The organism is Myxococcus sp. AM011 (assembly GCF_013372595.1).
In the GTDB taxonomy this organism is placed as follows: Bacteria; Myxococcota; Myxococcia; order Myxococcales; family Myxococcaceae; genus Myxococcus; species Myxococcus eversor.
This window is the reverse complement of record NZ_JABXEM010000041.1, coordinates 1-24,908: the sequence shown is the minus strand read 5'-3', so window position 1 is coordinate 24,908 and position 24,908 is coordinate 1. Positions and strand designations below refer to the sequence as shown.

Annotated in this window: 23 protein-coding genes and 1 pseudogene; 16 read left to right on the top strand and 8 right to left on the bottom strand. The window is 69.2% G+C overall.

What is annotated here, in order from left to right:
* Nucleotides 1-47 precede the first annotated feature (47 nt).
* A complete protein-coding gene (locus HUW62_RS11325; RefSeq protein WP_176434427.1) occupies nucleotides 48-1,580 on the top strand; it encodes a serine/threonine-protein kinase in 1,533 nt (510 codons plus the stop codon).
* A 66-nt stretch (nucleotides 1,581-1,646) separates the two neighbouring features.
* On the opposite strand, the gene HUW62_RS11320 is transcribed toward HUW62_RS11325, so the two are convergent.
* Nucleotides 1,647-2,525 carry a YsnF/AvaK domain-containing protein gene (locus tag HUW62_RS11320; RefSeq protein ID WP_176434426.1) on the bottom strand — a complete coding sequence of 293 codons (879 nt, stop codon included), beginning with the start codon at nucleotides 2,523-2,525 and terminating at the stop codon, nucleotides 1,647-1,649.
* A 439-nt stretch (nucleotides 2,526-2,964) separates the two neighbouring features.
* Between HUW62_RS11320 and HUW62_RS11315 the strand changes: the two genes are divergently transcribed.
* From HUW62_RS11315 to HUW62_RS11280, 8 genes are all read left to right on the top strand, one after another.
* The gene (locus tag HUW62_RS11315; protein ID WP_163864068.1) at nucleotides 2,965-4,176 is read left to right on the top strand and encodes an ABC transporter substrate-binding protein; all 1,212 of its coding nucleotides are present in this window, start codon (nucleotides 2,965-2,967) and stop codon (nucleotides 4,174-4,176) included.
* Nucleotides 4,177-5,097 carry a branched-chain amino acid ABC transporter permease gene (locus HUW62_RS11310; RefSeq protein ID WP_163864067.1) on the top strand — a complete coding sequence of 307 codons (921 nt, stop codon included), beginning with the start codon at nucleotides 4,177-4,179 and terminating at the stop codon, nucleotides 5,095-5,097.
* Between the two features lie 2 nt (nucleotides 5,098-5,099).
* Nucleotides 5,100-6,164 (top strand): branched-chain amino acid ABC transporter permease, encoded by a 1,065-nt coding sequence (locus HUW62_RS11305; protein ID WP_163864066.1) that lies wholly within the window; start codon nucleotides 5,100-5,102, stop codon nucleotides 6,162-6,164.
* 17 nt (nucleotides 6,165-6,181) lie between these two features.
* Nucleotides 6,182-7,060 (top strand): ABC transporter ATP-binding protein, encoded by an 879-nt coding sequence (locus HUW62_RS11300; protein ID WP_163864357.1) that lies wholly within the window; start codon nucleotides 6,182-6,184, stop codon nucleotides 7,058-7,060.
* A gap of 47 nt (nucleotides 7,061-7,107) precedes the next feature.
* Nucleotides 7,108-7,812: an ABC transporter ATP-binding protein gene (locus HUW62_RS11295; protein ID WP_368670387.1), complete on the top strand. Its 705-nt coding sequence runs from the start codon at nucleotides 7,108-7,110 to the stop codon at nucleotides 7,810-7,812.
* A 193-nt stretch (nucleotides 7,813-8,005) separates the two neighbouring features.
* Nucleotides 8,006-8,788, top strand: a complete 783-nt coding sequence (locus HUW62_RS11290) for a hypothetical protein (protein ID WP_163864064.1) — start codon at nucleotides 8,006-8,008, stop codon at nucleotides 8,786-8,788.
* 164 nt (nucleotides 8,789-8,952) lie between these two features.
* On the top strand, nucleotides 8,953-11,172 hold the full coding sequence (locus HUW62_RS11285; RefSeq protein ID WP_176434424.1) for a sialidase family protein: 2,220 nt from the start codon (nucleotides 8,953-8,955) through the stop codon (nucleotides 11,170-11,172).
* A gap of 59 nt (nucleotides 11,173-11,231) precedes the next feature.
* A complete protein-coding gene (locus HUW62_RS11280) occupies nucleotides 11,232-11,999 on the top strand; it encodes a methyltransferase domain-containing protein (RefSeq protein ID WP_176434423.1) in 768 nt (255 codons plus the stop codon).
* A 13-nt stretch (nucleotides 12,000-12,012) separates the two neighbouring features.
* On the opposite strand, the gene HUW62_RS11275 is transcribed toward HUW62_RS11280, so the two are convergent.
* The 4 genes from HUW62_RS11275 to HUW62_RS11260 all read right to left on the bottom strand — a co-directional run bounded on the left by HUW62_RS11275 (nucleotide 12,013) and on the right by HUW62_RS11260 (nucleotide 15,946).
* Complete coding sequence (locus HUW62_RS11275) at nucleotides 12,013-14,097, bottom strand: MopE-related protein (RefSeq protein ID WP_176434422.1); 2,085 nt, start codon at nucleotides 14,095-14,097, stop codon at nucleotides 12,013-12,015.
* A gap of 73 nt (nucleotides 14,098-14,170) precedes the next feature.
* Complete coding sequence (locus HUW62_RS11270) at nucleotides 14,171-14,800, bottom strand: YiiX family permuted papain-like enzyme (protein WP_176434421.1); 630 nt, start codon at nucleotides 14,798-14,800, stop codon at nucleotides 14,171-14,173.
* A 63-nt stretch (nucleotides 14,801-14,863) separates the two neighbouring features.
* Nucleotides 14,864-15,418: an RNA 2',3'-cyclic phosphodiesterase gene (gene thpR / locus HUW62_RS11265; protein WP_163864059.1), complete on the bottom strand. Its 555-nt coding sequence runs from the start codon at nucleotides 15,416-15,418 to the stop codon at nucleotides 14,864-14,866.
* Between the two features lie 3 nt (nucleotides 15,419-15,421).
* Complete coding sequence (locus HUW62_RS11260) at nucleotides 15,422-15,946, bottom strand: metal-dependent hydrolase (RefSeq protein ID WP_163864058.1); 525 nt, start codon at nucleotides 15,944-15,946, stop codon at nucleotides 15,422-15,424.
* Nucleotides 15,947-16,045: 99 nt separating this feature from the next.
* Between HUW62_RS11260 and HUW62_RS11255 the strand changes: the two genes are divergently transcribed.
* A complete protein-coding gene (locus tag HUW62_RS11255) occupies nucleotides 16,046-17,290 on the top strand; it encodes an adenylate/guanylate cyclase domain-containing protein (RefSeq protein WP_163864057.1) in 1,245 nt (414 codons plus the stop codon).
* A 90-nt stretch (nucleotides 17,291-17,380) separates the two neighbouring features.
* Nucleotides 17,381-18,241 (top strand): caspase family protein, encoded by an 861-nt coding sequence (locus HUW62_RS11250; RefSeq protein WP_176434420.1) that lies wholly within the window; start codon nucleotides 17,381-17,383, stop codon nucleotides 18,239-18,241.
* 71 nt (nucleotides 18,242-18,312) lie between these two features.
* On the opposite strand, the gene proS is transcribed toward HUW62_RS11250, so the two are convergent.
* Entirely contained in the window at nucleotides 18,313-19,746 is a 1,434-nt protein-coding gene (gene proS, locus HUW62_RS11245; protein WP_163864055.1) for a proline--tRNA ligase, read from the bottom strand.
* Nucleotides 19,747-20,212: 466 nt separating this feature from the next.
* On the opposite strand from proS, the gene HUW62_RS11240 reads away from it, so the two are divergent.
* The 4 genes from HUW62_RS11240 to HUW62_RS11225 all read left to right on the top strand — a co-directional run bounded on the left by HUW62_RS11240 (nucleotide 20,213) and on the right by HUW62_RS11225 (nucleotide 22,883).
* Nucleotides 20,213-20,575: a DUSAM domain-containing protein gene (locus HUW62_RS11240; RefSeq protein WP_368670386.1), complete on the top strand. Its 363-nt coding sequence runs from the start codon at nucleotides 20,213-20,215 to the stop codon at nucleotides 20,573-20,575.
* 97 nt (nucleotides 20,576-20,672) lie between these two features.
* Nucleotides 20,673-21,152 carry a hypothetical protein gene (locus HUW62_RS48650; protein WP_240356203.1) on the top strand — a complete coding sequence of 160 codons (480 nt, stop codon included), beginning with the start codon at nucleotides 20,673-20,675 and terminating at the stop codon, nucleotides 21,150-21,152.
* Nucleotides 21,153-21,319: 167 nt separating this feature from the next.
* On the top strand, nucleotides 21,320-21,943 hold the full coding sequence (locus tag HUW62_RS11230; RefSeq protein WP_163864054.1) for an MXAN_6652 family MXYO-CTERM-anchored protein: 624 nt from the start codon (nucleotides 21,320-21,322) through the stop codon (nucleotides 21,941-21,943).
* 85 nt (nucleotides 21,944-22,028) lie between these two features.
* Nucleotides 22,029-22,883, top strand: coding sequence for an endonuclease/exonuclease/phosphatase family protein (locus HUW62_RS11225; protein WP_176434418.1), 855 nt, complete (start codon nucleotides 22,029-22,031; stop codon nucleotides 22,881-22,883).
* Here the strand turns inward: HUW62_RS11225 and HUW62_RS11220 are convergent.
* Nucleotides 22,862-23,413 (bottom strand): hypothetical protein, encoded by a 552-nt coding sequence (locus tag HUW62_RS11220; protein ID WP_176434417.1) that lies wholly within the window; start codon nucleotides 23,411-23,413, stop codon nucleotides 22,862-22,864. The genes HUW62_RS11225 and HUW62_RS11220 overlap by 22 nt on opposite strands.
* Before the next feature lie 111 nt (nucleotides 23,414-23,524).
* A complete protein-coding gene (locus HUW62_RS11215; protein WP_176434416.1) occupies nucleotides 23,525-23,908 on the bottom strand; it encodes a hypothetical protein in 384 nt (127 codons plus the stop codon).
* A gap of 149 nt (nucleotides 23,909-24,057) precedes the next feature.
* On the opposite strand from HUW62_RS11215, the pseudogene HUW62_RS11210 reads away from it, so the two are divergent.
* A pseudogene (locus tag HUW62_RS11210) lies at nucleotides 24,058-24,908 on the top strand (hypothetical protein); the annotation flags it as partial.

Here is a 24,908-nt window from a genome sequence, read left to right as displayed (position 1 = left end):
CAACCCCAGACTTTCCGGGGAAGCGCGTGCGGGTGTGTAATGGGCCCGTGGAATTCCCTTCGTTGGAGACAGAGGTCGCGTTCCTGCGCGGCCTGGTGGCGGTTCATCGGATGTCGGACGACATCCTGGAGGACTGCCTCCAGCGCGGCCTGACGCTGGACGCGGGGCTGGATGTCTTCCTCACGCAGTGCGCGCGCATGGTGCACGCGCCCGCGGGCTTCGTGTCCCTGCGAGGCACTCGTGGGCCGGTGCTGACGCGGGTGCTGGGCGATTTGGGCGCGGACGTCTTCGAAGCCGCCAACTGGCGGGGGCCGCACCGGCTGAAGAACGGGCGGATGCTGTTCTGCACCCGGCTGAAGCTCGGCAAGCTGGAGCTGGGCGGCCTGGGGCTGGCGGTGGACGGCGCCTTCGAGGACGGCGGCGGGCTGGTGATGAAGCTGGTGGAGGCCATCGGCGAGCAGCTCGACACGGCCGTGCTGGCCTTCCTGGCCCTGACGGACGGGCAGGGGCCCCTGGAGCGGCTGGACGAGCTGTCGCTGGACGACACGCCGGTGCCGCGCGGGCGCATTGGCAAGTACGAGGTGCTGACGCCCCTGGGCACGGGCGGCATGGCCCAGGTGCTGGTGGCGCGGGCGCGGGGCCCGGAGGGGCTGGGGCGGCTGGTGGCCCTCAAGCGCATCCTCCCGCACCTGACGGCGGACCCGGCCATCGTCCAGCAGTTCCTGGACGAGGCGCGCATCGGCCTGCGGCTGTCGCACCCCAACCTCGTCCACGTCTACGACTTCGGCGAGGCGCAGGGCGCGTACTTCATCGCCATGGAGCTGGTGCGCGGCGTGGACCTGGACCGGCTCCTGCGCGCGCACAAGGGAGCGCTGACGCCCGAGCAGACGGCGGCGGTGGTGGTGCAGGCGCTGCACGGGTTGCACGCGGCGCACCTGCTCAAGGGCGAGGACGGCAAACCGTTGCACCTGGTGCACCGGGACTTGTCCCCGCACAACCTGATGGTGGGCTTCGACGGTCAGGTGAAGGTGCTGGACTTCGGCGTGGCGAAGGTCCGCGCGCAGCGGACGATGACGCTGCCGGGAATCGTCAAGGGCAAGCCGCTGTACATGTCGCCGGAGCAGGCCCGGGGGCAGCGGCTGGATGCGCGCAGCGACTTGTTCGCCATGGGCCTCATCCTCTACGAGGCGCTCACCGGGCGGCGCGCGTTCGACCGGGGCGACGAGCTGGTCTCCATGCAGGCCATCTGCGACGAGCGCCTGACGCGGCCCGACACCATCTCCCGCCCGCTGTGGGAGGTGCTGGAGGTGGCGCTGGCCAAGTCTCCCGCGGCGCGCTTCGCGAGCGCGCAGGAGATGGCGGAGCGGCTCGTGGACGTCGTCACGCCCGCCAAGGACACGGAGCTGTCGCGGTTGATGGCCCGGCACTTCCCGGACCGGCTCCGGGAGCTGAACCGGCTGGACCGCACGGAGGCGGGCGGCCGGCCGTTGATGGCGGCGGCGACCTCCGGAGCGATGCCCCCGCAGGAGGACATCGACACGGAGCCTCGCCCCGCGCCCCAGAAGAAGGCGGCGCGCTGATGGGGGCGGACGCCCGGCCCCACTCCGGAAGGAGCGGAGCCCGGGCGGCCTGACCCGGGCGTCGCCTCAGGAGCGGCGCAGCGACGGGTCGTCGTCGGGGGCGTTGAGCGTGCGGGGGGCGTCGACCTCGCCCTCGGTGCGGATGTCCACGTTCTCGTGGCGCACCCGCTCGGTGATGCGGCGCTCCTCCTCGACGACGTCCTTGTGGATGACGACCTCCTCATCCAGGACCGAGCGCTTGGTGATGTCCACCTCTTCCGCATGGAGCGGGACGACGATGGTCTCCTCCTTGAACGTCGCGCCCACCGCGGGCCTCTCCGTCGTCACCGCCCGGCGCTCCACGCGGACCCGCTCGTGGCGCAGGGGGACCTTGACGACTTCCTCCTCCTCCACCACGTCCTTGTGCACGCGCAGCTCACCCGCCTGGGTGTCGCGCTTCTCCACGGACAGCTTCTCCCGATGGACGGGGATGGAGATGTCGTCGTCCCGCCGCAGCTCCTTGTCCAGGCGCGAGTCGGTCCTCTTGAGGTCGGTGTCCGCCCTCATGTTGGCCGAGTAGCTGGCGTCCGTGCCCAGGCTGGCGCTCGGCAGCGGCGTGACGGTGCCCCGGGAGATGTCCGGGTCCCCGTTGCGTACACGGGTCTCCGTCTTCGTGGTGCGCTCGGAGGCCAGGCCCATGGCCCCGGCCGCCATGCCCGCGCCGGCGGTGCCCTTGGCGCGCTCGGCGTCGGAGACCTGTTGGAGGGCGTCCTTGCCCCGGTTCAGAATCACCTCCCCGTCGCGAATCTCGCTCACCTCCGAGAAGGCGACCCGGTAGTCCTTGGGGAAGAACAGACCCCTCTCGATGTGGAATGCGTCGTCGCCGATGGCGAAGACCTTGCCGAGCTTCTCGTTGTCGATGCTGCGTACGGCCATTCCTTCCCTGACATCCTTGCGCTGGAACATGGCTGGCTCTCCTCCTGCTGGCTGGATGGAGGGCGCGGTCCACCTCTCCATCAACCGGAAGGTGGGAACAGGTCCGGGGATGAACAGTGCCATGGCGACATGCGCGCGAGGGGCTCGGTCCCGTGGTTGCCCCCAACGGGGCTGCTTGCCCCCGCCCGGCGTGTGGCGGCCGCTCCGCCGCCGAAAAGCCTTCCTCGCGGGGCGCGGCTCGTGGCGCCCCCGGCGGGCGCGTCATGCGCGGTGTGGGACGGGTGTACCGGACGCCCGCTCTCCCCCTGCTCTCCCACGGTGAGTGGGGTCTTTGTGGCCCGTGACGCGCCGCACGGAGGGTACGTGAGCGGAGGGCCTGACTGGCAGCGCGCTTGACCCATGGAGAGGGCTCCCCTAGAAAACCGGGGCTTTGACTCGCAGCACCCCCTGTTGAGGAGGATTGCTCCCCATGCGACGCCTTGCCCCGATGCTGCTCGCCGCGCTCGCCGTCATGGCGGCGGCCTGCGAGAAGAAGACGCAGCCCACTCCTTCCGGCGAGGCTGGCACGCAGGCCGCGCAGGGTCAGTCCGGGAGCACGGCGACCGGGACTCCCGCCGCGGGCTCCGACACCATCCTGCTGGGCCAGGTGGGCGCGCTCACCGGTGGCCAGGCGACCTTCGGCATCTCCACGCGCAACGGCATCGAGCTGGCGCTGAAGGAGGCCAACGCCGCGGGCGGCGTGAATGGCAAGAAGCTGGCCGTCCGCGTCTACGACAATCAGAGCAAGCCGGAGGAGGCCGCGCAGGCCGCCACCCGCCTGATTACGCAGGACAAGGTGGTGCTCATCCTGGGCGACGTGGCCTCGTCCAACTCGCTGGCCATGGCGGAGAAGGCGCAGGCGGCGGGCGTGCCCATGATTACGCCCTCGTCCACCAACACCACGGTGACGCAGAAGGGCGACTACATCTTCCGCGTGTGCTTCATCGACCCGTTCCAGGGTTTTGTCATGGCGAAGTTCGCCCGCGAGGACCTGAAGCTGGGCAAGGTGGCGGTGCTCCAGGACAACAAGAGCGCCTACTCCATCGACCTGTCGGACGTCTTCACGCGCAAGTTCACGGAGATGGGCGGCAAGGTCGCCACCACGGAGAGCTACAGCCAGGGCGACACCGACTACCGCGCGCAGCTGACCGCCATCAAGAAGACGCAGCCGGACGGCATCTACGTGCCGGGCTACTACAGCGAGGTCGGCGTCATCGCGCGCCAGGCCCGCGAGGTGGGCCTCAAGGTCCCGCTGATGGGCGGCGATGGCTGGGACTCCGAGAAGCTCTTCGAGCTGGGCGGCAGCGCGATTGAAGGCAGCTACTTCTCCAACCACTACTCGCCGGACAACCCGGACCCCCGCGTGCAGAAGTTCATCGCCGACTACAAGGCGGCGTACGGCGGCGTGCCGGACGCGCTGGCGGCGCTGGGCTACGACGCGGCCCGCGTGGCGGTGGAGGCGCTCAAGCGCGCCAAGGATTTGAGTGGCCCCTCGGTGCGGGATGCCATCGCGAAGACGAAGGACTTCCCAGGCGTGGCGGGCACCGTCACCCTGGATGACAATCGCAATGCCGTGAAGTCCGCCGTCGTCCTCAAGGTCGGGGACGGCAAGACGCAGTATGTGACGACCATCTCTCCCTAAATGGCGCAGCTTCTCCAGCACCTCATCAACGGATTGGCCGCCGGAACCATCTACGCGCTCGTCGCGCTCGGCTACACGATGGTCTACGGCGTCCTCAAGCTCATCAACTTCGCCCACGGCGACGTCATGATGGTCGGCGTCTACATGGGCTACGCCACCGCCTTCGCGATTGGACGCGAGGCGCGCGGCTCGTTCCTGGGCATCGCCGCCGTCTTCGCGGTGGCCATGCTCGGGTGCGCGCTGTTCGGCTTCCTGATTGAACGCTTCGCCTACCGCCCCCTGCGCGAGAAGCCCCGACTGACGGCGCTCATCACCGCCATCGGCATCTCCTTCGCGCTCTCCTACGGCTTCCAACTGGACATCGGCTTCCTGCCGGGCGCCAGCCCCCGCGCCTTCCCGGAAATCATCGAGCCCAAGGAGTGGATCATCATCGGCGACCGGGACGTCGTCGTCTGGAACTGGCAGGTCATCAGCTTCCTCATTGCCGTAGGGCTGATGGTGGGCCTGCAGTACCTCGTCTTCGGCACGCGCTTTGGCCGGGCGATGCGCGCCGTGTCCTGGGACCACCGGGTGGCGGCGCTGATGGGCATCCCCACCGACCGCGTGATTGCCCTGACGTTCATGCTCAGCAGCGGCCTGGCCGCGGGCGCGGGGCTGCTCTACGCCATCAAGGACACGTCGGTGAGCCCGCTCATGGGGCTGTACGTGGGCCTCAAGGCCTTCGTCGCCGCGGTGATTGGCGGCATCGGCCACGTGCCGGGCGCGGTGGTGGGTGCGCTGGTGTTGGGGCTGGTGGAGGAGTTCGTGGTGGGCTACGCGGCCAGCACCTGGCGTGACGCGGTGGCCTTCGGCTTCCTCATCCTGGTGCTGCTGGTGAAGCCAGGAGGCCTGTTCGGCCGGGTCGCCGCGGAGAAGGTGTGACGATGCAATCCCCCGCGCTTCCCGTCCCCGAGGCACCGTCCCTCGTCCCTCCCGCGCTGCGCGGCATCCTCCCGCTGCTCATCGCGATTCCCACGCTCGCGCTGTTCCACTGGTCGCTCACCGGCTCCGACTTCGCCACGTATCTGTTGTCCGTCGTCGGGGTGAACATCATCCTCGCGGTGAGCCTCAACATCGTGAACGGGATGACGGGCCAGTTCTCCATCGGCCACGCGGGCTTCATGGCCGTGGGCGCGTACATCGCGGGCTACACCTCCCTGCAGCTCAAGGAGGTGGCGCTGTCCTTCCTGCCGGTGTCGGCCAGCGACCAGGTCCTCTTCATGCTGGCCTTGCTCGTCGGGGGCGTCGCCGCCGCGCTGTGCGGCTTTTTGGTGGGCCTGCCCTCGCTGCGCCTTCGCGGCGACTACCTGGCCATCGTCACGCTGGGCTTCGGCGAAATCATCCGCGTCTTCGTGCAGAACACGGACGCGTTCGGCCGCGCGCTGGGCCTGTCGGGCATCCCCCAGTACTCCAGCCCGGGCATGGTGTTCTTCTGGGTGTTCCTCGTCGTGCTGGCGGCGCGGCGGCTCGCCGGCTCCAGCCACGGGCGCAGCCTGTGGGCCATCCGCGAGGATGAAGTGGCCGCCGAGGCCATGGGCGTGGACACCACCGGCTACAAGGTCCGCTCCTTCGTCTTCTCCTCGTTCTTCGCGGGCATCGCCGGCGGCCTGTTCGCCCACTTCGTGCCCATCATCAACCCCGGCTCCTTCACCTTCGTGCGCTCGATGGAAATCGTCGTCATGGTGGTGCTGGGCGGCCTGGGCTCCACCACCGGCGCTGTCGTGGCGGCCATCTTCCTCACGCTCTTGCCCGAAGGCATGCGCTCGCTGTTCGGCGCGCTGGGCACCGAGGGCAGCCTGGCGCAGCGGGTGGACCAGATTCGCATGCCCATCTACGGCCTGCTGCTCGTCGTGCTGATGCTGTCGCGTCCCCAGGGCCTGTTCGGCACGAAGGAGATCTGGGACGTCCTGCCGCGGTGGCTGCCTCGCAAGCGCAGGGGGCTCGCGTGAGCGCGAACGCACAGCCGGTGGCCCCCGCCTCGCCAGACACGAAGTCTCCTCCCGCGCTCCTGCGGGCGGATGGGGTGAGCATCCAGTTCGGCGGCCTCAAGGCGCTGACGGACTTCCACCTCTCCATCCAGCAGGGCGACCTCCTGGGGCTCATCGGCCCCAACGGCGCGGGCAAGTCCACCGCGTTCAACGTGCTGACCGGCGTGTACCAGCCCTCCCAGGGTCAGGTGCTGGTCCGGGACACGAAGGTGAACGGACGCAAGCCGCACCAAATCAACCTGCTGGGCGTGGCGCGCACCTTCCAGAACATCCGCCTGTTTCGCGCGCTCACCGCGCTGGACAACGTGAAGGTGGCCTGCCGCGCGCAGACGGCGCTGCACCAGTCCCGGCTGGGGCTGGGCGCGAAGCTGGTGAACGCGGGCCACAACTACGCGGACTGGTGGAAGGCGCTCCTGCTCACCCCGTCCTTCCAGCGCGAGGAGCGGCGGCTGACGGCGCAGGCCGAGCACCTCCTGGAGGTCATGGGCCTGTCGCACCGCCGCGACGAGGAGGCGCGCAACCTCCCCTACGGCGAGCAGCGCCGGCTGGAAATCGCGCGTGCGCTGGGCAGCCAGCCCCGCGTGCTGCTGTTGGACGAGCCCGCCGCCGGCATGAACACGCGCGAGAAGGCGGACCTGATGGTCCTCATCCGCAAGCTGCGCGACGACTTCAAGCTGGGCGTGCTGGTGATTGAGCACGACATGAAGCTGGTGATGGGCATCTGCGAGCAAATCACCGTGCTGGACCACGGCGAGACGATTGCCCGAGGCGCTCCGGCCGAGGTGCGAAGCGACCGGAAGGTCATCGAGGCGTATCTGGGTGACAGCTACCTGGAGAGCCACGGAGGAGCGGCGTGAGCGACGCGCAGGTGAAGATTCTGGGCGAGCGCCAGGCCTTTGCTCCCCTGCTGACGGTGGAGGGCATCAAGGTCCACTACGGCGCCATCCAAGCCCTCAGGGGTGTGTCGTTGTCGGTGGGCAAGGGTGAAGTCGTCGCCCTCATCGGCGCCAACGGCGCGGGCAAGACGAGCACCCTGCGCGCGGTGAGCGGCATGCTCAAGGCGAGCGCGGGCCGCATCCACTTCAGCGGGCAGGAGACCACGTCCCTCAAGGCGCACCAGTTGGTGCCCCGGGGCATGGCGCACGCGCCGGAAGGGCGCGGCATCTTCCCCAACCTCACCGTGCTGGAGAACCTGGAGCTGGGCGCGTACCTGCGCCGGGACACCGCGGACATCCGCGCGGACATGGAGAAGAACTTCACGCTCTTCCCCGTGCTCAAGGAGCGGCGCAACCAGATGGCCGGGACGCTGTCCGGCGGAGAGCAGCAGATGCTGGCCATCGCCCGCGCGCTGCTCAGCCGTCCCCAGCTGCTGCTCCTGGACGAGCCCTCGCTGGGCCTCGCGCCCCAGGTGACGGAGACCATCTTCCGCACCCTTCGCGACGTGAACAAGGCGGGCGTCAGCGTGCTCCTCGTGGAGCAGAACGCCCACCTGGCCCTCAACTCCGCCCACTACGGCTACGTGCTGGAGACGGGCGAGGTGGTGATGGCCGGCCCTGGCAAGGCGCTCCTGGAGAGCGCGGAGGTGCGTCGCGCCTATCTGGGCGAGTAGTCTCCCGGAAGGCCGATTTTCCGCCTCCGGGCGCACTGTGTCCGTCCTGCCGCCGACGGTTCCGGGGTCCTGGTGACACCTGGAAACTGGCGGGAGATGGAATCTCGGGTAGTCAGAAGTCGAGCAGTTCGTCTAGCGTCGTCCGACGCACCGCGTTCAAACCCTCCCAAAACTCATTTCAGGAAGCGCGCCCATGCCTTCGTTGTCCCGCCTCCTTGCCTCCATTGCCACCCTCGCGCTGATTTCCCTCGCGTGCGTCAGTCAGCAGAAGACCGACAGCAGCGCCAACTCCGGTGAGGCGTCGTCCACGATTGAGGAGCTGCCCAACGAGGGTGGAGAGACGGGCGGAGACCCGGCGGCCTCCGCGGCCCCGCAGCTCACCGACGTGAGCGCCGAGGAAGGCTTCAACGTCAAGATGCCGGGCCAGCCCCAGGTCCAGCGCCAGAAGGTCAACATCCCCGCGGGCGAGGTGTCCACGGCGGCCTACTCGCTGCAGACGCCCGAGGGCGTCATCTACTCGGTCAGCATCGCGGACTACCCGGAGAAGGTCGTCGCCAGCCGGCCGCCCGAGGCGTTCCTGAACGAGGGCCGCGACGGCCTCACCAACCAGCTCAAGGGCACCGTCAGCAACGAGCAGGAGCTGACGCTCGACGGCTACCCCGGCAAGTCCTACACGGTGTCCTCGCCCAACGGCGAGGTGCGCGCGCGCAACTATCTGGTGGGCCCGCGCCTCTACACCATGCTGGTGCTCTTCAACCCGAGCATCGGCGCTCCGGCGGCGGACGGCTTCCTCGGCTCGCTCCAGCTCATCAACCCGCCTCCGGCCGTTCAGCGCGCGGGTGCCGCGGGCGCCGACGCGGGCGTGGGTGACGCGGGCGTGGGCGCGGAGGGCGCCGCGGTCGAGGCGACCGCTCCCGATGCGGGTCCGGTGGACGCGGGCGTGGCCGCTCCGGCGAAGAAGCGCCGCACGAAGTAGTCTCGCGGGCTTCGAGGGTGCACGGCCGCGCTCGCGTGAGCGTGCACCCGCTGACAGGCGCCCCGTTCACTTGAGAAGGAATGGGGCGCCCCGTGGGTGCGGGGCGGCTTCCTTCTTCGCACTGTCGCCCACATTGTCCCCCCTGGGCTTTCAGGGAGGGATTCATGACAGGGCTGGCTGGGGCCTTGCTCGCCGCGGTATTGGCGGCGGGCGGCTCGGCGCTGGTTCCGGTGAGCGGGGGCAATGCCCTGACGCTCCCGGCGCAGCGCCACATCGTTCACGTCGACACGGGTGGAAGTCGTCCTCCCAGCCTCCTGGTGGCCATCCAGCACGGTGGCTCGGAGGGCAGGGGGCTGGTCCTCTATCGCTCCGAGGACGGGCTGCGCACCGTGCGGCGGGTGGGGGACATCCAGCCGGACTCCACGCACACGGACCGGGCGGAGCTCGTCGCGGTGGGGCGGGACGTGGCGCTCGTCTATTCGTACGAGGGCCCGCAGCTGGCGCCCTCGCGGCGGCATGACGTCTGGTTCCAGTGGTGGCGCTACCAGTCCTCGGCGGACACGTGGCAGCCGGAGCCGGCGGTGCGCGTGCTGGACGCGGCGGATGACAGCACGGGCTACTCGCGGGCGCTGTTGACGCGCGACTCGAAGGGGCGCTTCTGGGTGCAGGCCTTCCGGGTGGAGGTGGATGGCGGCTCCACCGCGGTGGTGGCGGTGTCCACCAACGGCGGGCAGGGCTTTGGGGCGCCCCAGGTGCTGGACAGGGTCAACCGGCGCGGCGGCGGTCGCTTGCTGAGCGTGGGGACGAAGCTCGTCTTCGTCTACGCCATGCATGACGGCTTCGTGCCCACGCGCATGCGCATCCGCTCCGACGCGGACCCGGTGGACACGTGGGGGCCGGTGCGCGAGGCCTTCTCCGAGGGCATCTACCATGGCGCGGCGCTGAGCGCGGTGGCGGACGGCAAGGGTGGCATGCACCTGGTCTACAAGGACGAGACGGAGCGGCTGTATTACCGGCGCTTCGACGGGACGTCCTTCGGGCCACGCAAGCTGGTGGAGGGCACGGGCGACTGGGCGCTCCAGGCGGCCACCACCCGCGTCGGCGACACGCTGTACATCTTCTACAACCGCATGCGGGTGCTCAATCAACACACCGAGCTGCGCGTGCGCGTCCTCGGGGCGGACGGCGGCCTGGGCGACGCGGTGACGCTCGCCGGAAACGTGACGTTCAAGGGTTATCCCAACGCGGTGGACGTGCTGCCGGAGGGCAGCGCCGAGGCGCCGTGTCTGTACGGCGAGGCGGTGGACGCGAGCTCGCGAGGCACCGTGTCGCGGGTGGCGATGGCGCTGGACGAGCAGCCCTCTGGAGCCCCCTTCACGCTGGAGCTGGTGCGCGCGGGCGCGAGCCACGAGCTGCTCGCGGTGGATGGCGCGGGCACGCTGTATGGACTCGCGGCCGGCGGCGACCGCTCGCGGTTGATGGCGAGCACGGATGGCGGGGTGAGCTGGGCCGCGCGCGGACAGGGTGGGGGAAATCTATGGACGCTGGCGGCGATGACGAACGGGACGCTGGTGGCGGTGGCCAGCCACGGCGGCGCGTACTCCCTCCAGCGCTCCACGGATGGCGGGCTGACGTGGAAGGACGAGGTGAGCCTGGGCAGCTACCGGGCGATGGGGCCGCGCAGCTTCGCGGAGCTGGGCGGCGCGTGGTTCTTCCTCGAGTACCAGACCTTCACCTCGGCCTCCGCGCCGGTGCGGGTGTGGGCGAGCACGAATGGCGGAGCCACCTGGTCCGTGCGCTCCACGCTCACCGCGCACCGGCATGGCTATGCGCTCGTCGCGGACCCGGTGACGGGGGCGCTGTGGGCGATGATGGGCAGCAACAAGACGCAGGCGGCGGTGCTGCGCTCCACGGACGGGGGACGGACGTGGACGACGGTGCTCCAGGGCTACGGGGCGAACGCGGTGGCGGGCGTGGCGATGGCGGATGGCTCGTTGCTGCTCGGGCAGTCCACGTTGTTCGAGCCCGAGCATCCGAAGCTGCTGCGTCTGTATGCGGATGGCCGGGTGAGTACGGTGCGGGAGCTGCCGGGGCCCGCGTACTCGCTGGTCGCCGCGCCCGGTGGTGGCTGGGTGCTGGGGACGGCCTGGTTCAGCGCGGGGGACGTGCAGGCGCCGGGTGACGTCTCCGCCCGACTCTTCACCAGCGGAGATGCGCGGACATGGCAGGAGGCGCGGCGCCACGAGCGGATGAGCGGGGCCGACCTGGCGCGCGCGGACGTGTGGGGCGTGTTGCCCTCCGGGGAGCTGGTGGTGCGGATGGAGAACGTGAGCGGCTTTGGAAGCGCGGGGAATGGTTTCCAGGTGCTGCGCATCAAGCGCTGAGCGGGTGGGTGGGTTAGACCTTCCGGTGCGCGGCGCGAGCACGCCGCCGGGAGGCTGGCATGTGGGATCCGTCGCAGTACACGCGCTTCCGGGATGAGCGGAAGCGGCCCTTCTTCGAGCTGTTGTCGCGGGTGGACGCCGACGCGCCGACGCACGTCGCCGACCTGGGGTGCGGGACGGGGGATTTGACGCGCGTGCTGGCCGAGCGATGGCCCGGCGCGACGGTGTACGGCGTGGACTCCTCGGTGGAGATGGTGGAGGAGGCGCGCCGCCGTCCCGCGCCGGGCACCGTGCGCTTCGAGGTGGGAGACCTCGCGGGGTGGACGCCTCCCGTGCCGCTGGACGTACTGGTGTCGAACGCGGCGCTGCACTGGGTGCCGGACCATGTGGCGCTGATGGGGCGACTGGTGGAGAAGCTGGCGCCGGGAGCCGTGCTGGCCTTCCAGGTGCCGGCCAACTTCGACGCGCCCTCGCACCGCCTCGTCGATGAGGTGAAGGCGCTGCCGCGCTTCGCCCGGACGCCTGCGCCGGTGAGGAAGCGGCCCGTGGAGACGCTGGAGACGTACGAGTCGCTGCTGGCGGGGCAGGGGATGACGGTGGATGCGTGGGAGACCACGTACCTGCACCTGCTGCCGGGCGAGGACGCGGTGTTGCAGTGGCTGTTGGGGACGACGCTGCGGCCGGTGCTGGCGGCGCTCGGCACGGAGGAGGGAAAGGCGTTCCTGGACGAGCTGGGGCCGCGCTTGCGCGGTGCGTACCCCGCTCATGCGCGGGGGACTCCGTTCCTGTTCACCCGCCGCTTCGTGGTGGCACGGCGCGGCGGGTGAGTCCGCTGTCAGCTCACTGCGGCCAGGCAGGCCAGCGGTAGATGCGCCCGTTGTTGCCCACGACCCAGAGGTCGTCAGGCCCCGTGCCCGTGATGTCGTTGAGTTGCGTGATGGGATTGGTCGAGTGGATCTGCGTCCACGTCGTGCCGGTGGCCCGGTAGATGTGGCCGGCGGCGCAGGTGGCGTAGGCAGACCCAGCCCCGAAGGCGATGACCGAGGTCAGGTTGTGGGTGCTGGGGAAATCCTGTTTGACCCAGGCGTTGTCGCCGAGCTTCCTCAGGACGGTCCCTGAATCACCCACCGCGAAGGCGACCTTGTCGTTCACCACCCAGACGCCTCGGAGGATGCGTGCGCCCGATGTGTTGTTCTCCGCGTTCTCGGAGACCCACTCGTTGTTGCTGGGGTTGAAGCGGTAGACGCGCGGCGTCCGCGAACTGGCGGGGTTGCCCGTGGAGCTTCCGACCAGGAACAGGCGGTCGCGGCTGACGCCGTGGATGTCATAGACGAAGCCGAGGTCGTTGGTGGTCGGGTTGTAGGTCACCGTGCCGCCCCCGTCCCACCGGAAGGCCGCGCCCTCGTTGGCCGCGGAGCTGTCGGCGGCCCCGTAGAGGGTGACGACGTTGTCGGTCTTCAGTCCCACCAAGCCGTATATCCAGAGGTCGTCGTCCTGAACCTGCGTGCATCCCGTGGCGCTGGTGCTCTGATGCGCCTTCTTGCCGCCCTCGGAGCCAAGCCACGCACGGCCGTTGTCGTAGGGGTCGGCCCAGACGCTGCGCCATTGGGTGTCGGGGGCTCCACAGGAGTTATCGTTGATGACCGTGAAGTTCGTGCCGGAGGGCAGCAGCCGCGCGCGACGGTTGTCGTCGCCGCCCGCCCAGACTCCCCCACGGGTCCAGGTGGAGACCGAGTACCAGTCCCGGGCGCCCCCCGTGCTCACATCCTTGCTGGTCCATGCGGGAGCCACTCCACCCGGGCAGACGCTCTGGGCCTCCTTCTGGCCATCGCAGTCGTTGTCCAGGTCGTCGCACAGCTCGGGCGCGCCGGGATAGGTCCGCGGGTTGCCGTCGTTGCAGTCCGTGTTGTTCGCGACGTAGGGGCCCTCGGGCTTCACGCAGGACTGCACGGCGCCAGTGGTGCTCCCGAAGCCGTCACCGTCCTCGTCCAGGGACCAGAACGTGGCCACCGAGGACGTCACGCACTCCACCGCCGTCTGGATGCCGTTGCACTGGTTCGTCCCAGGGCACTGGAACGAATCCGAGCACGACATGTTGAGCGTGGGGAAGCCCTCGTTCAGTTCCCCGTCGCAGTTGTTGTCCACGGTGTCGCAGAGGTCGGTGAGCCCCGGACGGATGTTGGGGTTCGTGTCGTTGCAGTCATCTGGAGTGCCGTTGACGTAGCCGGTGGGCGTGTTGCCGCAGACGACCAGGGGCACGGAGTCCTTCTTCCCGTGGCCGTCCGCGTCTTCGTCCCGATACACGTTCCTGCTGGGCGGGGTGTCGCAGTACTGGACGCGGTCCGTCAGGTTGCAGCGGAACACACCCACGCAGTCCACCGACGCCGTGCAGGCCTGACCCAACTGGAAGTAGTCCGTGTCGCTGACGCCATCGCAGTTGTCGTCCATGTCGTTGCACAGCTCCGTCACTCCGGGATTGATGCCAGGCACATCATCCCGACAGTCGGTGCCGCCGCTGCTGACCGAGACGTAGCCATCCTGGTCCTTGTCCTCGGCCTGAAGGGACAGCGTGACGGACGGCACGGTGTCGACCGCTACCGTGACGAGTTCGCTGTCGAAGACCACCGCCTTCCCATCGCAGGACTTCTCGAAGGCGGTGGCCCGCACCTCCACGGACGCTCCCCAGTCCAGGGGCGGCACCAGCGCCACCGTCATGCTGCCACCGTCGGCGCGAGTCCCTTTCACCTCCGCGTCCACGACGTCCTTGACGCGCCTCTTGTCGCTGGCCACATCGAGCGCTTCCACTCGGAGGCATCCCGGCAGGAAGCGGTCGTAGGTCACCGTGATTTTCACGGCGCCCTGGGTGACCTCCTTCTTGCAACCGGCGAAGAGGATGAGGGGGACGGCGAGCAGGAGTCGTCGCATGCTCCGAATTGTACCCGTGCTTCCGGGCCCGGCTCATCTTCTCCGCGTCGGGGTTGAATACACCCGTGGATATTCAGGGCCCCGGGTCGCGCTCGCTCGGGAAATCCGAGTGAATCACCATCAACCGAGAATCACGCGCGAGGCTGGCGGGCGTTATCAGTTCCTGCTCCAGCGGAACCTGGGTGCCGTAGCGCTGTCGCATCTGCTGCTCCAGCCCCGCGACGTCGAGCGAGCCCAGCTTCTCCAGGGTGCCGTACTCCACCCCGGCGCCCCGCGCGTACGCCTTGCGCACCAGCTCCGAGCAGTACATCGCCTCGTCGCCCCAGCCGAAGAGCCAGTCATACGGCTTGCCCAGGTGGGCCTTCGCGGCATCGAGCGCGCGCTGGCGTTGCTCGACAGTCAGTCCCTTGGGGCGCAGCACGAGGATGTGGCCCTTCACGCCGCGCGCCTTCCACTTCGCGAACGGGACGCGCTGCACCGGCTGCACGGCCTCCACCACGAAGATGCCTTGCTTCGTCACCTCCACCAGCCCGACGTGGGACAGCGGGCTGTGCGTGGCCGCCTGGATGGCCTTCGACTGCCGCGAGCGCGACGTGTGCAGGACGACGTCCCCCGTCATGAGATTGGCCTCCAGTCCCTCCCGAGGCGCGGCGACCGCGCCGAGTCCCCACAGCCACACCCCCCACAGCACGAGCCACCGCATGGACCCTGTCCTTTCCAGCGCTTGTCGCGCCAGCGCACGCTGAGTGCAGTCCCGATGCCAGTGTTATGCGGAACGCGTCAGCGGCACTTCGGCCACGCGGTGGTACTCCGGGCCACGGCTCTCGAAGAGGACGAGCCGGTCCACGCGTCCCTCACCGAGGTCCGTACCGGACAGCGCCTTCACGCACTGGAGCAGCGCCGGGTCTCCAGAGGACGCGGAGCTCCGGGCCAGCGTCAGGTGGGGCGCGTAGTCGCGGTACTCCGACTCGAAGCCGAGCGGCAGCAACTGCTCCGCAGTGTCCGCCTGGAGCGCCTTGAGCGCGTCGGTCTCTCCGTGCACGTCCGCCCAGAGCACGCGCGGATGCGTGGGTGTCCCGAAGGTGCCGCCTTCGCCCACCGACAGTGTGAACGGTGCATGCCGGGGACCCACCGACGCGAGCGCCTCACGGATGGCGGGCAGTCGCGAGGACTCCACTTCGCCCAGGAACACGAGCGTGAGGTGCACGCCTTCGACTCGCACGAAGCGGGCGTGGTTGGCGAGCTGTCGCAGCCGCTTCATCTCGGAGGCGACCCGGGCCTCGATGGTGGCCCCCAGCGTGACGGCGGTGAACAGGCGCATGACTCAGGACTTTCTCGCGGACCGGCGCGGCCAGAGCGCGTAGGCCCAGAAGGGGATGAAGGCGAGCAGCTCCGCGCCGACGACGTACAGGCCGCGCGACGACAGCATGCCCGCGCCGATGGGTGACACCGGCAGGGGACGCACGGGGGCGAACAGCCGCGCGTTCGAGAAGGGCCACAGCAGCGCCGCGCCCAGGCCGCCATCCGTCAGCGAGTCCAACAGCCCGTGGCTCGCCACCGCGAGGAACGCGAGCCCACCCCAGCGTCCCACAGGCGCTTTCGCCCACTTCGCCACCGCGGCCACCATGAGTGCCACCGCCGCCGCGAACACGAACGAGTGTGACGCGCCCCGGTGTCCCCACGGCGCCGCATAGGGAATGCGGAACACGAAGGCCACCACGTCCGCGTCCGGGAGCAGGGCCAGCATTGAAAAGAGAGCCATGGAGGCGAGCAGTCGACGGGTCGACCCGCCGTTCGCCTCGTACCGCCCCAGGGCCATGCCCACCGCCACGTGACCGATGCTCGCCATGAATGACCTGGGGCGGAAGATACCGCAGGCGGGCCTGGAGGCTCGCATGGCGGTGCGTCCCTGGAGGGTGGTGGTGGGGTGGGCTAGCGTAGCGGGTTGATGCGGATGCTTTCCCATGTCGAGGAGACGCTCCAGCGACGCTTGGAGGGCTGGCGCGCGCAGGTGGGCGAGTGGCTCAACCGGGTCCGCGCGGCGGGCGCGGCGAGCTGGCTGGTGATGTCGTGGCTGTTCGACTGGCGCACGCCGATTGGAGTGCTCGCCGCGTACCTGGCGCTGGCGGTGCTGCTGTGGGCCGGCGCGCGGCGCTTCCCCCGGCTGGGACGGCGTCCGGCGCTCGGGCTCGTCTTCCTGGACATGCCCGCTGTCTTCGCCCTCCAGTCATTGGCCATCGGCACGGCGGGCAACGACAACGCGGTGCCCACCGCGCTCTTGACGCTGGGCGTGTACATCGTGCTCGTGGTGTTGGTGTCGCTGGTGACGCTGTCGCGAGTCATCGTCGTGCTCGCCACGGTGGTGGCCATCGGTTTGGAGAAGATGCTGGTGTTCCAGGCCCAGGTGGAGTGGCAGTCGTTCCTGCCGGGCATGGTGCTGGTGCTGACGCTGGGCGCGCTCGCGGCGGCCTTCATCAGCCGGCAGGTGCTGGGGCTGGTGACGCAGGTGGCGCAAGAGGAGGTGCGGCTGGAGCGGCTGGGGCGCTACTTCTCTCCGGAGGTCGCCCGTCAGATTGCCCAGCACGGCACCGAGGCTGGACGCGGCGAGCACCGCGAGGTGACGCTGTTGTTCTCCGACATCCGAGGCTTCACCTCCATGTCCGAGCGCCTGGACAGCCCTCAAGTCGTGGCCCTGCTCAACGAGTACCTGTCGCGCATGGTGGACGTGGTGTTCCGCCATGGAGGCACGCTCGACAAGTTCATCGGCGACGGCATCCTCGCGTACTTCGGCGCGCCGTTGGATTTGCCGGGGCACCCGAAGGCCGCGGTGGCGTGTGGGCTGGCGATGCTGGAGGCGCTGGAGACGCTCAACGCGGAGCGCGTGGCGCGCGGTGAGGAGCCGCTGCGCATCGGCGTCGGCATCCACACGGGGCGCGTCGTCGTGGGGGACGTGGGCAGCTCGCAGCGGCGCGAGTACACGGTGATTGGCGACGCGGTGAACCTGGCCAGCCGGATTGAAGGGCTCACGAAGAAGGTGGGCGTGCCCATGCTGGTGTCGGAGGCCACGCGCCGCTTCTGCCAGGACGACGCGTCCCTGCGCTTCGAGCCCGCCGAACTCCTGCCCGTCGCGGGCAAGGCCGAGCCCGTGGCCACCTTCGTCCCCGGCAAGCAGGCGCTGCGCGAGGTGGGCTGAGCGGACGCGGGCCGAGCGGGGAGGCTCGATGTCCCCGTGCTCACACCTGGATGTCCCGCGCTCCCTCCGGTGACAGGAGGAGTGTCACTCATGGCTCAGGGATATTCGTTGAACATCGGTTTGAACTCGGTGGACCCGGCGCACTACGCGGGCTGGGATGGAACGCTCACCGCCTGCGAGGCGGACGCGGAGGACATGGAGTCCATCGCGAAGGAGCGGAAGTTCTCCACGGTGCGCAAGGTGCTCACCCGGGACGCGACGCGGGGCCGCATCCTGAAGGAGCTGGACGAGGCATCCCGCGTGCTCCAACCCGGGGACTTGTTCCTGCTCTCGTACTCCGGACACGGCGGGCAGCTCCCGGACCGCAACAGCGACGAGTCGGACGCGCAGGACGAGACGTGGGTGCTCTTCGACGGAGAGCTCATCGACGACGAACTCCACTTCGCGCTGTCCAAGCTGAAGCAGGGCGTGCGCGTGTTGATGTTCTCCGACAGTTGTCACAGCGGCACGGTGAGCCGGGTGGCGTACTCGGCGCTGAGGAGCAGCGGCAGCCTGGAGATGCTGGCGGACACGCTGCATGACCCGTCGCCGGGGGAGCGGCGCTTCAAGGACCTGCCCACGGCGATTGCCCTGCGCACGTACCGGGACAACAAGGCCTTCTACGACGACGTCATGGCGGGCCTGCCGAAGGAGGACCCCATCGCCAGGACGAAGGCGACGGTGCTGCTCATCTCCGGGTGCCAGGACAACCAGCTCTCCAGCGACGGAGCCTTCAACGGCCTGTTCACCGCGAACCTGCTGCGCGTCTACAACAGCGGGAAGTTCCGGGGCAGCCACCGCACGTTCCACCGCCGCATCGTCCGGCGCATGCCGCCGATACAGTCGCCCAACTACTCCATCGTTGGAGTCCCCAGCCGCGAGTTCGAGCGGGAGACGCCCTTCGAGGTGTGACAGAGGGCCGAGGGGGGACTGATGGAGTCCCTCCACGGCCCTCGTCGTGAATCAGTGCTCGCGCGAAAGGCTCAGTACGCCTTGGAGAACACGATGCGGCCCGGCGAGTCCTCACCGGTGACGACGCACTTGCCCGGCTCCTGCTTGAGCGCGAAGGGGCGGTTGCGCGTGGTGAGGCCCGTCTCCTCCTTGATGCGCGCCTCCACCTTGGCGTCCAGGTTCCAGTGGGCGAGCAGGAAGCCCGCGTCCGCCTTCTCCTTCATCTCCTCGTAGGAGTTGACCTCGAAGGTGTGCTCGTCGCGGAACGTCTTGGCCTTCTGGAAGAGGTCCTTCTGCATCTGGTCCAGCATGGACTGGGCCTTGGCGGCGGCCTCGCCCAGCGGGATGAACTCCTTCACCTTCAAGTCGCGGCGCACCATGACGCAGGTGCCCTTGGCCAGGTCCTTGGGGCCAATCTCGATGCGCACGCAGGTGCCCACCAGCTCGTGCTCGAAGTACTTGAAGCCGGGGCCCTTGCTGTCGTCGTCGTCCACCACCACGCCCAGGCCGGACTTGCGCAGGTCGGCGGCGAGCGCGTGGCTCTTCTCCAGGACCTGGGCCTTCTCCGTGTCGGACGCCTTGCCGAAGATGGGGATGATGACCACGTGGGTGGCGGCGAGCTTCGGCGGGACGATGAGCCCCGAGTCATCCGAGTGGGTCATGATGAGACCGCCGATGAGGCGCGTGGAGACGCCCCAGGACGTCTGCCAGACGAAGTGCTCGCGGCCGTCGCGACCCTGGAACTTGGTGTCGAAGGCCTTGGCGAAGTTCTGGCCCAGGTTGTGGCTGGTGCCGGCCTGCAGGGCCTTCTTGTCCTGCATCATGGCTTCGATGCTGTAGGTGCGCAGGGCGCCGGCGAACCGCTCCGACTCCGACTTGCGGCCCGTCATGACGGGCATGGCCATGTAGTCCTCGGAGAACGTGCGGTAGACCTCCAGCATCTGGAGCGTCTCCTTCTCCGCGTCCTCTTCCGTCTCGTGACAGGTGTGGCCTTCCTGCCAGAGGAACTCGGTGGTGCGCAGGAACAGGCGGGTGCGCATCTCCCAGCGCATCACGTTGGCCCACTGGTTGATGAGCAGGGGCAAGTCCCGGTAGCTCTGCACCCACTTGGCGAAGCTGCGGTTGATGATGGTCTCCGACGTGGGTCGGATGACGTAGGGCTCCTCGAGCTTGGCGCCGCCCGCGTGGGTGACGACGGCGAGCTGGGGGTTGAAGCCCTCGACGTGCTCGGCTTCCTTCTTGAGGTAGCTCTCGGGGATGAGCAGCGGGAAGTAGGCGTTCTTGTGGCCCAGGTCCTTGAACATCTTGTCCAGGACGCGCTGCATGTTCTCCCACAGCGCGTAGCCGTTGGGACGGATGACCATGCAGCCCTTCACGTCCGAGTAGTCGGCGAGCTTCGCCTTCTGGACCAGGTCGACGTACCACTCGGAAAAGCCCTTCTCTCGGGGCGTGAGCTTATCGGCCATGTGCTGAGCACCTTTTCAAAGTCGTTGAAAGAGGACGGTTGCCTACGCTGGGGCCACCCGGAAATCAACGCTCCCGTCGACCCAGGACGTCCCTCGGCTCGTCCCCGGACAGGTCGTTCACGCTGTGGGGGCCTCGCATGGGACACGAAGCAGGTGGTGGTGTGTCACGGAGACGCTCGGGAGCAGGGCGCGAGGCACTGCGCGATTCGTTCCGCCGGCTCTCGGGCCGAGCGCCTGTCCCGTTTCCATTCTCCGAGCGCGAGCAGGGTGAAGCGGGGTGGCAGGTAAGCCTACCTGTGCTTGTTCGGGGTGGCGCCTCGGGTGTGAGGGGGGCCGTGTGCCGGGTAGGTTCTCACTCCATGGCCGCCAGGAAGTCCGCCAGTCTTGCCGCGCTTGCCGCTGTGCTCTCCTTGCACTTGCAGCACAGACAGCGAGACGTGTTGTCTCCAGTCGAATGCCAGAAGACTTGAACTGGGACGACGTTCGGAGCCTCGCGCGCCGTACTTCCGAAGGACAGCCGTTCACGCTTACCGACGAGACGCGGGCAATCCTCCGGCGCGCCGCTCCGCAGGTCGCCATTCCACCAGGTGAAGCAGAGAGGGCACTACAACAGGTGCCGAGCGCCGTTGCGTTGCTGGACGAGGTTGCCAGCCGCATCCGCGTCGGGTCGCGGCGCTTGTCGCGCGCCATCGTCGATTCGGCCAACCGCCAGGACGCCGGCGACATGGATGGCGCACGCCAGCCGTTCTTGGATGTCCTCGCGGTTGAGGTTGTGCCCCACTATCGTGCAATCGCGCAGACACACCTGGACGCGCTGGACGATCCGTAGTTGGCCTGGGGCCGGACGCTCTTGAGGAACTACAGCGCCTCGTCCTCCCTGGTAGGGGCGCCTCTCGTATGCACGCCGCGTCCGTAGAAGGTGCGCCATGCCCAATCCGCAGCTCGTCATCCTGTTCGTCTCGCTGCTGGCGGATGGTGGCGCGCTCCCTCCTCGCGCGGATGCCGGGGAGCTGGACGCGGGAGTTCGTGTCGTCGCGCCAGGACCTGCGCGGGCCGACGCGGGGACGACGGATGCCGGGTTCGGAGCCAGGTCAGCCATCCCCTGGCCCGAGGAAGAGCTTCAGCCGTTGGCCACCCTGGATGGGTCCGCGGTCCTCGCCGCGCATTCCGTGCTGACGCAGGTGCTGAAGCACTTTCCCAAGGAGGCCGGGCGCTCGTGTGCGTTCTCACCCCGCGCCTTGGAGGTGCTCGTCGCGCGCAAGGACGATTGGCACTTCGTTCGCGTCAACCGACGCGTGGACCTGTGCCCGGGATTTGGCCCCGGCGTCCAACTCGAGACCGACTGGTTCGAGCTGTACGCGGTCTCTCCTGATGGACGCGTGGAGCGGTATCCGTATCACCCGTGAGCAGGCAGGCATCACGGGTCGCCGCGGACCCTTTGTACCGGGAATCTGGAGTCGTCTCGCGGGGATGCAACGCGAGCGTCACACCCTGGGGGATGCTGGGAAGCGTTGGCGCGTCGCGCTATGTAGTGCTCTCCATTTTTCCACGGGTGTTCCCACCTGGAGGCTTCATGCGGTCGATTCTTCCGTCTCTCGGAGTGGCTGGTGCGCTGACGGCGTGCCTCGTCTCCGGCTCCGCCTTCGCCTACGCCACTGGCCAGACGGGCTACAGCGGCAAGGACAGCTCGCTGACGTGCGCGAGCTCGATGTGCCACTCCATCGGTGGCGCCGTGCCCACCGTGTCCATCGAGGGCCCCGCGACCCTGGAGCCCGGCCAGACGGGCACCTACGCCTTCGTCATCACCGGCGGCCCCGCGGTTCGCGGCGGCTTCGACGTGTCCCTGGATGGCGCGGGCACCCTCAACCCCGGCACCGGCTCGAAGAAGGTCTCCGGCGAGATCACCCACACCCAGCCCAAGCCCTTCACCAGCGGCACCGTGCGCTTCGACTTCACCCTCGTCGCCCCGTCCACCGGCACCACGCTCACCCTGTTCGGCGCGGGCAACTCGACCAACGGCAACGGCGAGGACACCGGTGACGCCTCCGCCGTCACCACGCTCAAGGTGAAGGTCGGCGACGGTGGCGGTGGTGGTGAAGAGGACGACGGCGGTGGCTGCGCCGCGGCCGGTGGCGCGCCCCTGCTGGGCGCCGTGCTGATGCTGCTCGGCGCGCGTCTGCGTCGCCGCGACGCGTAAGCGGTCGGCTGCTCCTCAATCAGGCACCGAGGGGGCGGGGAGACAGGGGGCGACGGAGCGGCCTAACATCCCGCCCTCGCTCTCCATGCACCTCCGCCTCCTCTCCCTGCTGCTCGTGCTGGGGCCGTTCGCGTGTGCGACAGGCCCCGGTCTCCTGCCCCCGGAAGTCCCGCTCGCCGCCGTGCACCGCGAGCCGGGGACGCTGCGGGTGATGACCTTCAACATCCAGTCCGGTGCCCGAGGCCTGGACGGCGTGGCCCGCGTCATCCGCGCCTCCGTGCCGGACCTCGTCGCGCTCCAGGAGGTCGACGTCGGCTCCACGCGCGCCGGTGGCATCGACCAGGTGGAGGCCCTCTCGCGCCTCACCGGCCTGCCTCACCACGCCCACTTCCGCACCACGGACCTGCACGGCGGCGCCTACGGGCTCGCCATCCTCTCGCGCTTCCCGCTGGAGACCCTCGCGCAATACCCGCTGCCCGTGCCCTCGGGCTCGGAGCCGCGCACGCTCGCGCACGCCGTGGTGTCCGTGGATGGCCGCGAGGTGAGCGTCTACCTCACGCACCTCATCCGCCGCCCCTTCAACAACGCCACGCGCCTGCGCCAGAGCGCCTACGTGGCCCGACTGCTCGCCCAGGACTCCCGGCCACGCCTGCTCCTGGGAGACCTCAACGACGACCCGGACTCGCACTCGGTGCGCCTGCTCCGCCGGGACATGCGCGACGTCGTCGCCGCCACCGGTGGAGCCAGGGGCACCTACCCGATGCCCCTGTTCCTTCCCACGCTGCGCATCGACTACGTGCTGGCCTGCGAGGCCTTCACGCCCGTGGCCAGCCGCGTGCTGAAGGTCTCCGCGTCGGACCACTACCCCGTTGTCGCGGACCTGCGGCTGGACGTGCTGCCTCCCGCCGCCGCGGAAGGTCAGCTCACGTTGAAGCGATAGAGCACATCCGGGTCTCCCCGGGTGTAGCCCTTGAGGACCTCGTGCTTGAGGTCCTTCGCGCCGAGCACCGTCAGGCCGCCCCACGCGAAGCCCATCACCGACAGCTCGAAGTACACGTGCGGCTTGGGCACCTTGATGATGTGCAGGTCCGTGTGGCCCTGGCCCGGCAGCACCTCCAGTTCGCCCTCGGTGAAGTAGCCCTTCCAGATGCCGGGCGTGAAGAAGAGGAAGCGGCGGAAGTCCCCGGGGCTGAACATCGCCTTGAGCTGACCCTGGCCCAGCGCGTACTCGGCGGACTTGATTCCGAACTGCCACCACGCGTTGGGGTCTCCTGAGTAGAAGCGCTGGAGCAGCTCCTCGTTGAATCGCAGGAACGCGTCCACCGGGATTCGCGTGACGGGGAGGATGGGCAGGGTGAAGACGGGCTCGCGCTTCTTGATGTCCGCGATGAAGTCCTTCCACGCCTGCTCACCGTGGGACTGCACCGTCATCTGCTGCCGAGCCAGGAACGCCACGCCTTTGACTTCCATCCGTGTCCTCCACTGCCAGACCCCGCGCGGGGCCGCGCTCGGGGGATTCCGTCCCGGCTTCCCCGGGAAGGATAGGGTGCGACAGCGTCGCTCGCAGACGACGCCCGCCTGCTATTCGAGCTGAAGACCGCAGTCGGCGCAGGCGCCCGCGACCAGGGGCGCCACGGTGCCGCAGGCGGGGCAGGGAGGCTCACCGTCTTCCGTCGCGGGCAGCACGAAGGGCGAGGCGCCGTCCGCCAGCACGCCTTCGCGCTGGATGCTGTCCATCCAACGTTGCTGGAGCAGCGTCGCCACACGCACGCCGTCCTCGGGACGCACCAGCACCTGGAACTTCGGGCTGCACCCGGGCTTCGCGCACGCCTCGCGGTGTACCAGCGCGGGGACGTCCGCCTCCAGACATGCATCGACCAGCCGCCGGGCGTCCGCCAGCGCCATCTCCGCGCACGGCACCAACTCCGCCTCGGCCAGCACCTTCGTCACTTCGTCCTGGGTCATCACCCGGGGGATTGGAGCCCACGCATGGGCTCGCCGTCCAGCGGCGTGCCATCTTCTCGGACCTGAGGGCACCTCGCGCTCGTCCTGTCGCATCCCCACCCTGCCGTCGCTTCCTCGAGTTTCCATGAGGCGGGTGGGGGCACGACGCGATGTCTCATGGCGCACGGGGCTGGGGAGCCTGCTGGGCGTGGGTGTTGCTGGCCGTGGCCTGCGAGCGGCCCGAGCAACTGGCGGCTCCGAGCCCCTCCGTGGAGGCGCCGCCCGCCGCCGCGAGCTCCTTGAAGGCGAAGCCGCTGACGGGAAGAACGCGCTGGCTGCGCTCGCTGACCGGCGCGGGACGGGAGAGCGCCGCGGGGCTCGCGCACGATTCGCGTGGCAACGTGGTGCTGGCGCTGAACTCGGAGGCTGCGGTGGCGGACCTCTTCGGGCCGCTGCTGGTGCCAGGCTCTGGTACTCCCGCGTCGCAGCGGTTCGGGGTGGCGAAGTACGGCACGGGCGGCGAGCGGATGTGGTCCGCCTCCCTGCCAGGCTTCGCGGAGGCTGTCACCGTCAGCTCACGCGGGCATGTCCTCGTCGCGGGTCGCAATCCGGAGGGCGCGGACCTGGGCGGCGGGCCGCTGCCGGCGGGGCGCTTCCTGCTCAAGCTGGGGCGGGACGGAGACTTCCTCTGGGCCCGGAGCCTGGGGGCGCTCGGCGTCTCACCCGACTTCGTCCTCCGGCGCGTGGAGACGGACCTGCTGGGCAACGTGGTGCTGGCGGGCACGCTGCCCGACGCGAAGCTCGGCGGAGTCCCCGCGCTGGTGAAGGTGGACGCGAAGGGCGGCTACCTGTGGACGTATGCGCACGAGGAGCCGGGGGAGGCCTCGGGCGTGGCGGCGGACCCGGAGGGACACCTCTACGTCACGGGGTTGCTGCACCCGCCGCGCTCGCCGGTGGCGCTCGACTCGCAGCCGTTCCTCGTCAAACTGGACGCTCGCGGGCGGGCGCAGTGGGAGCAGCG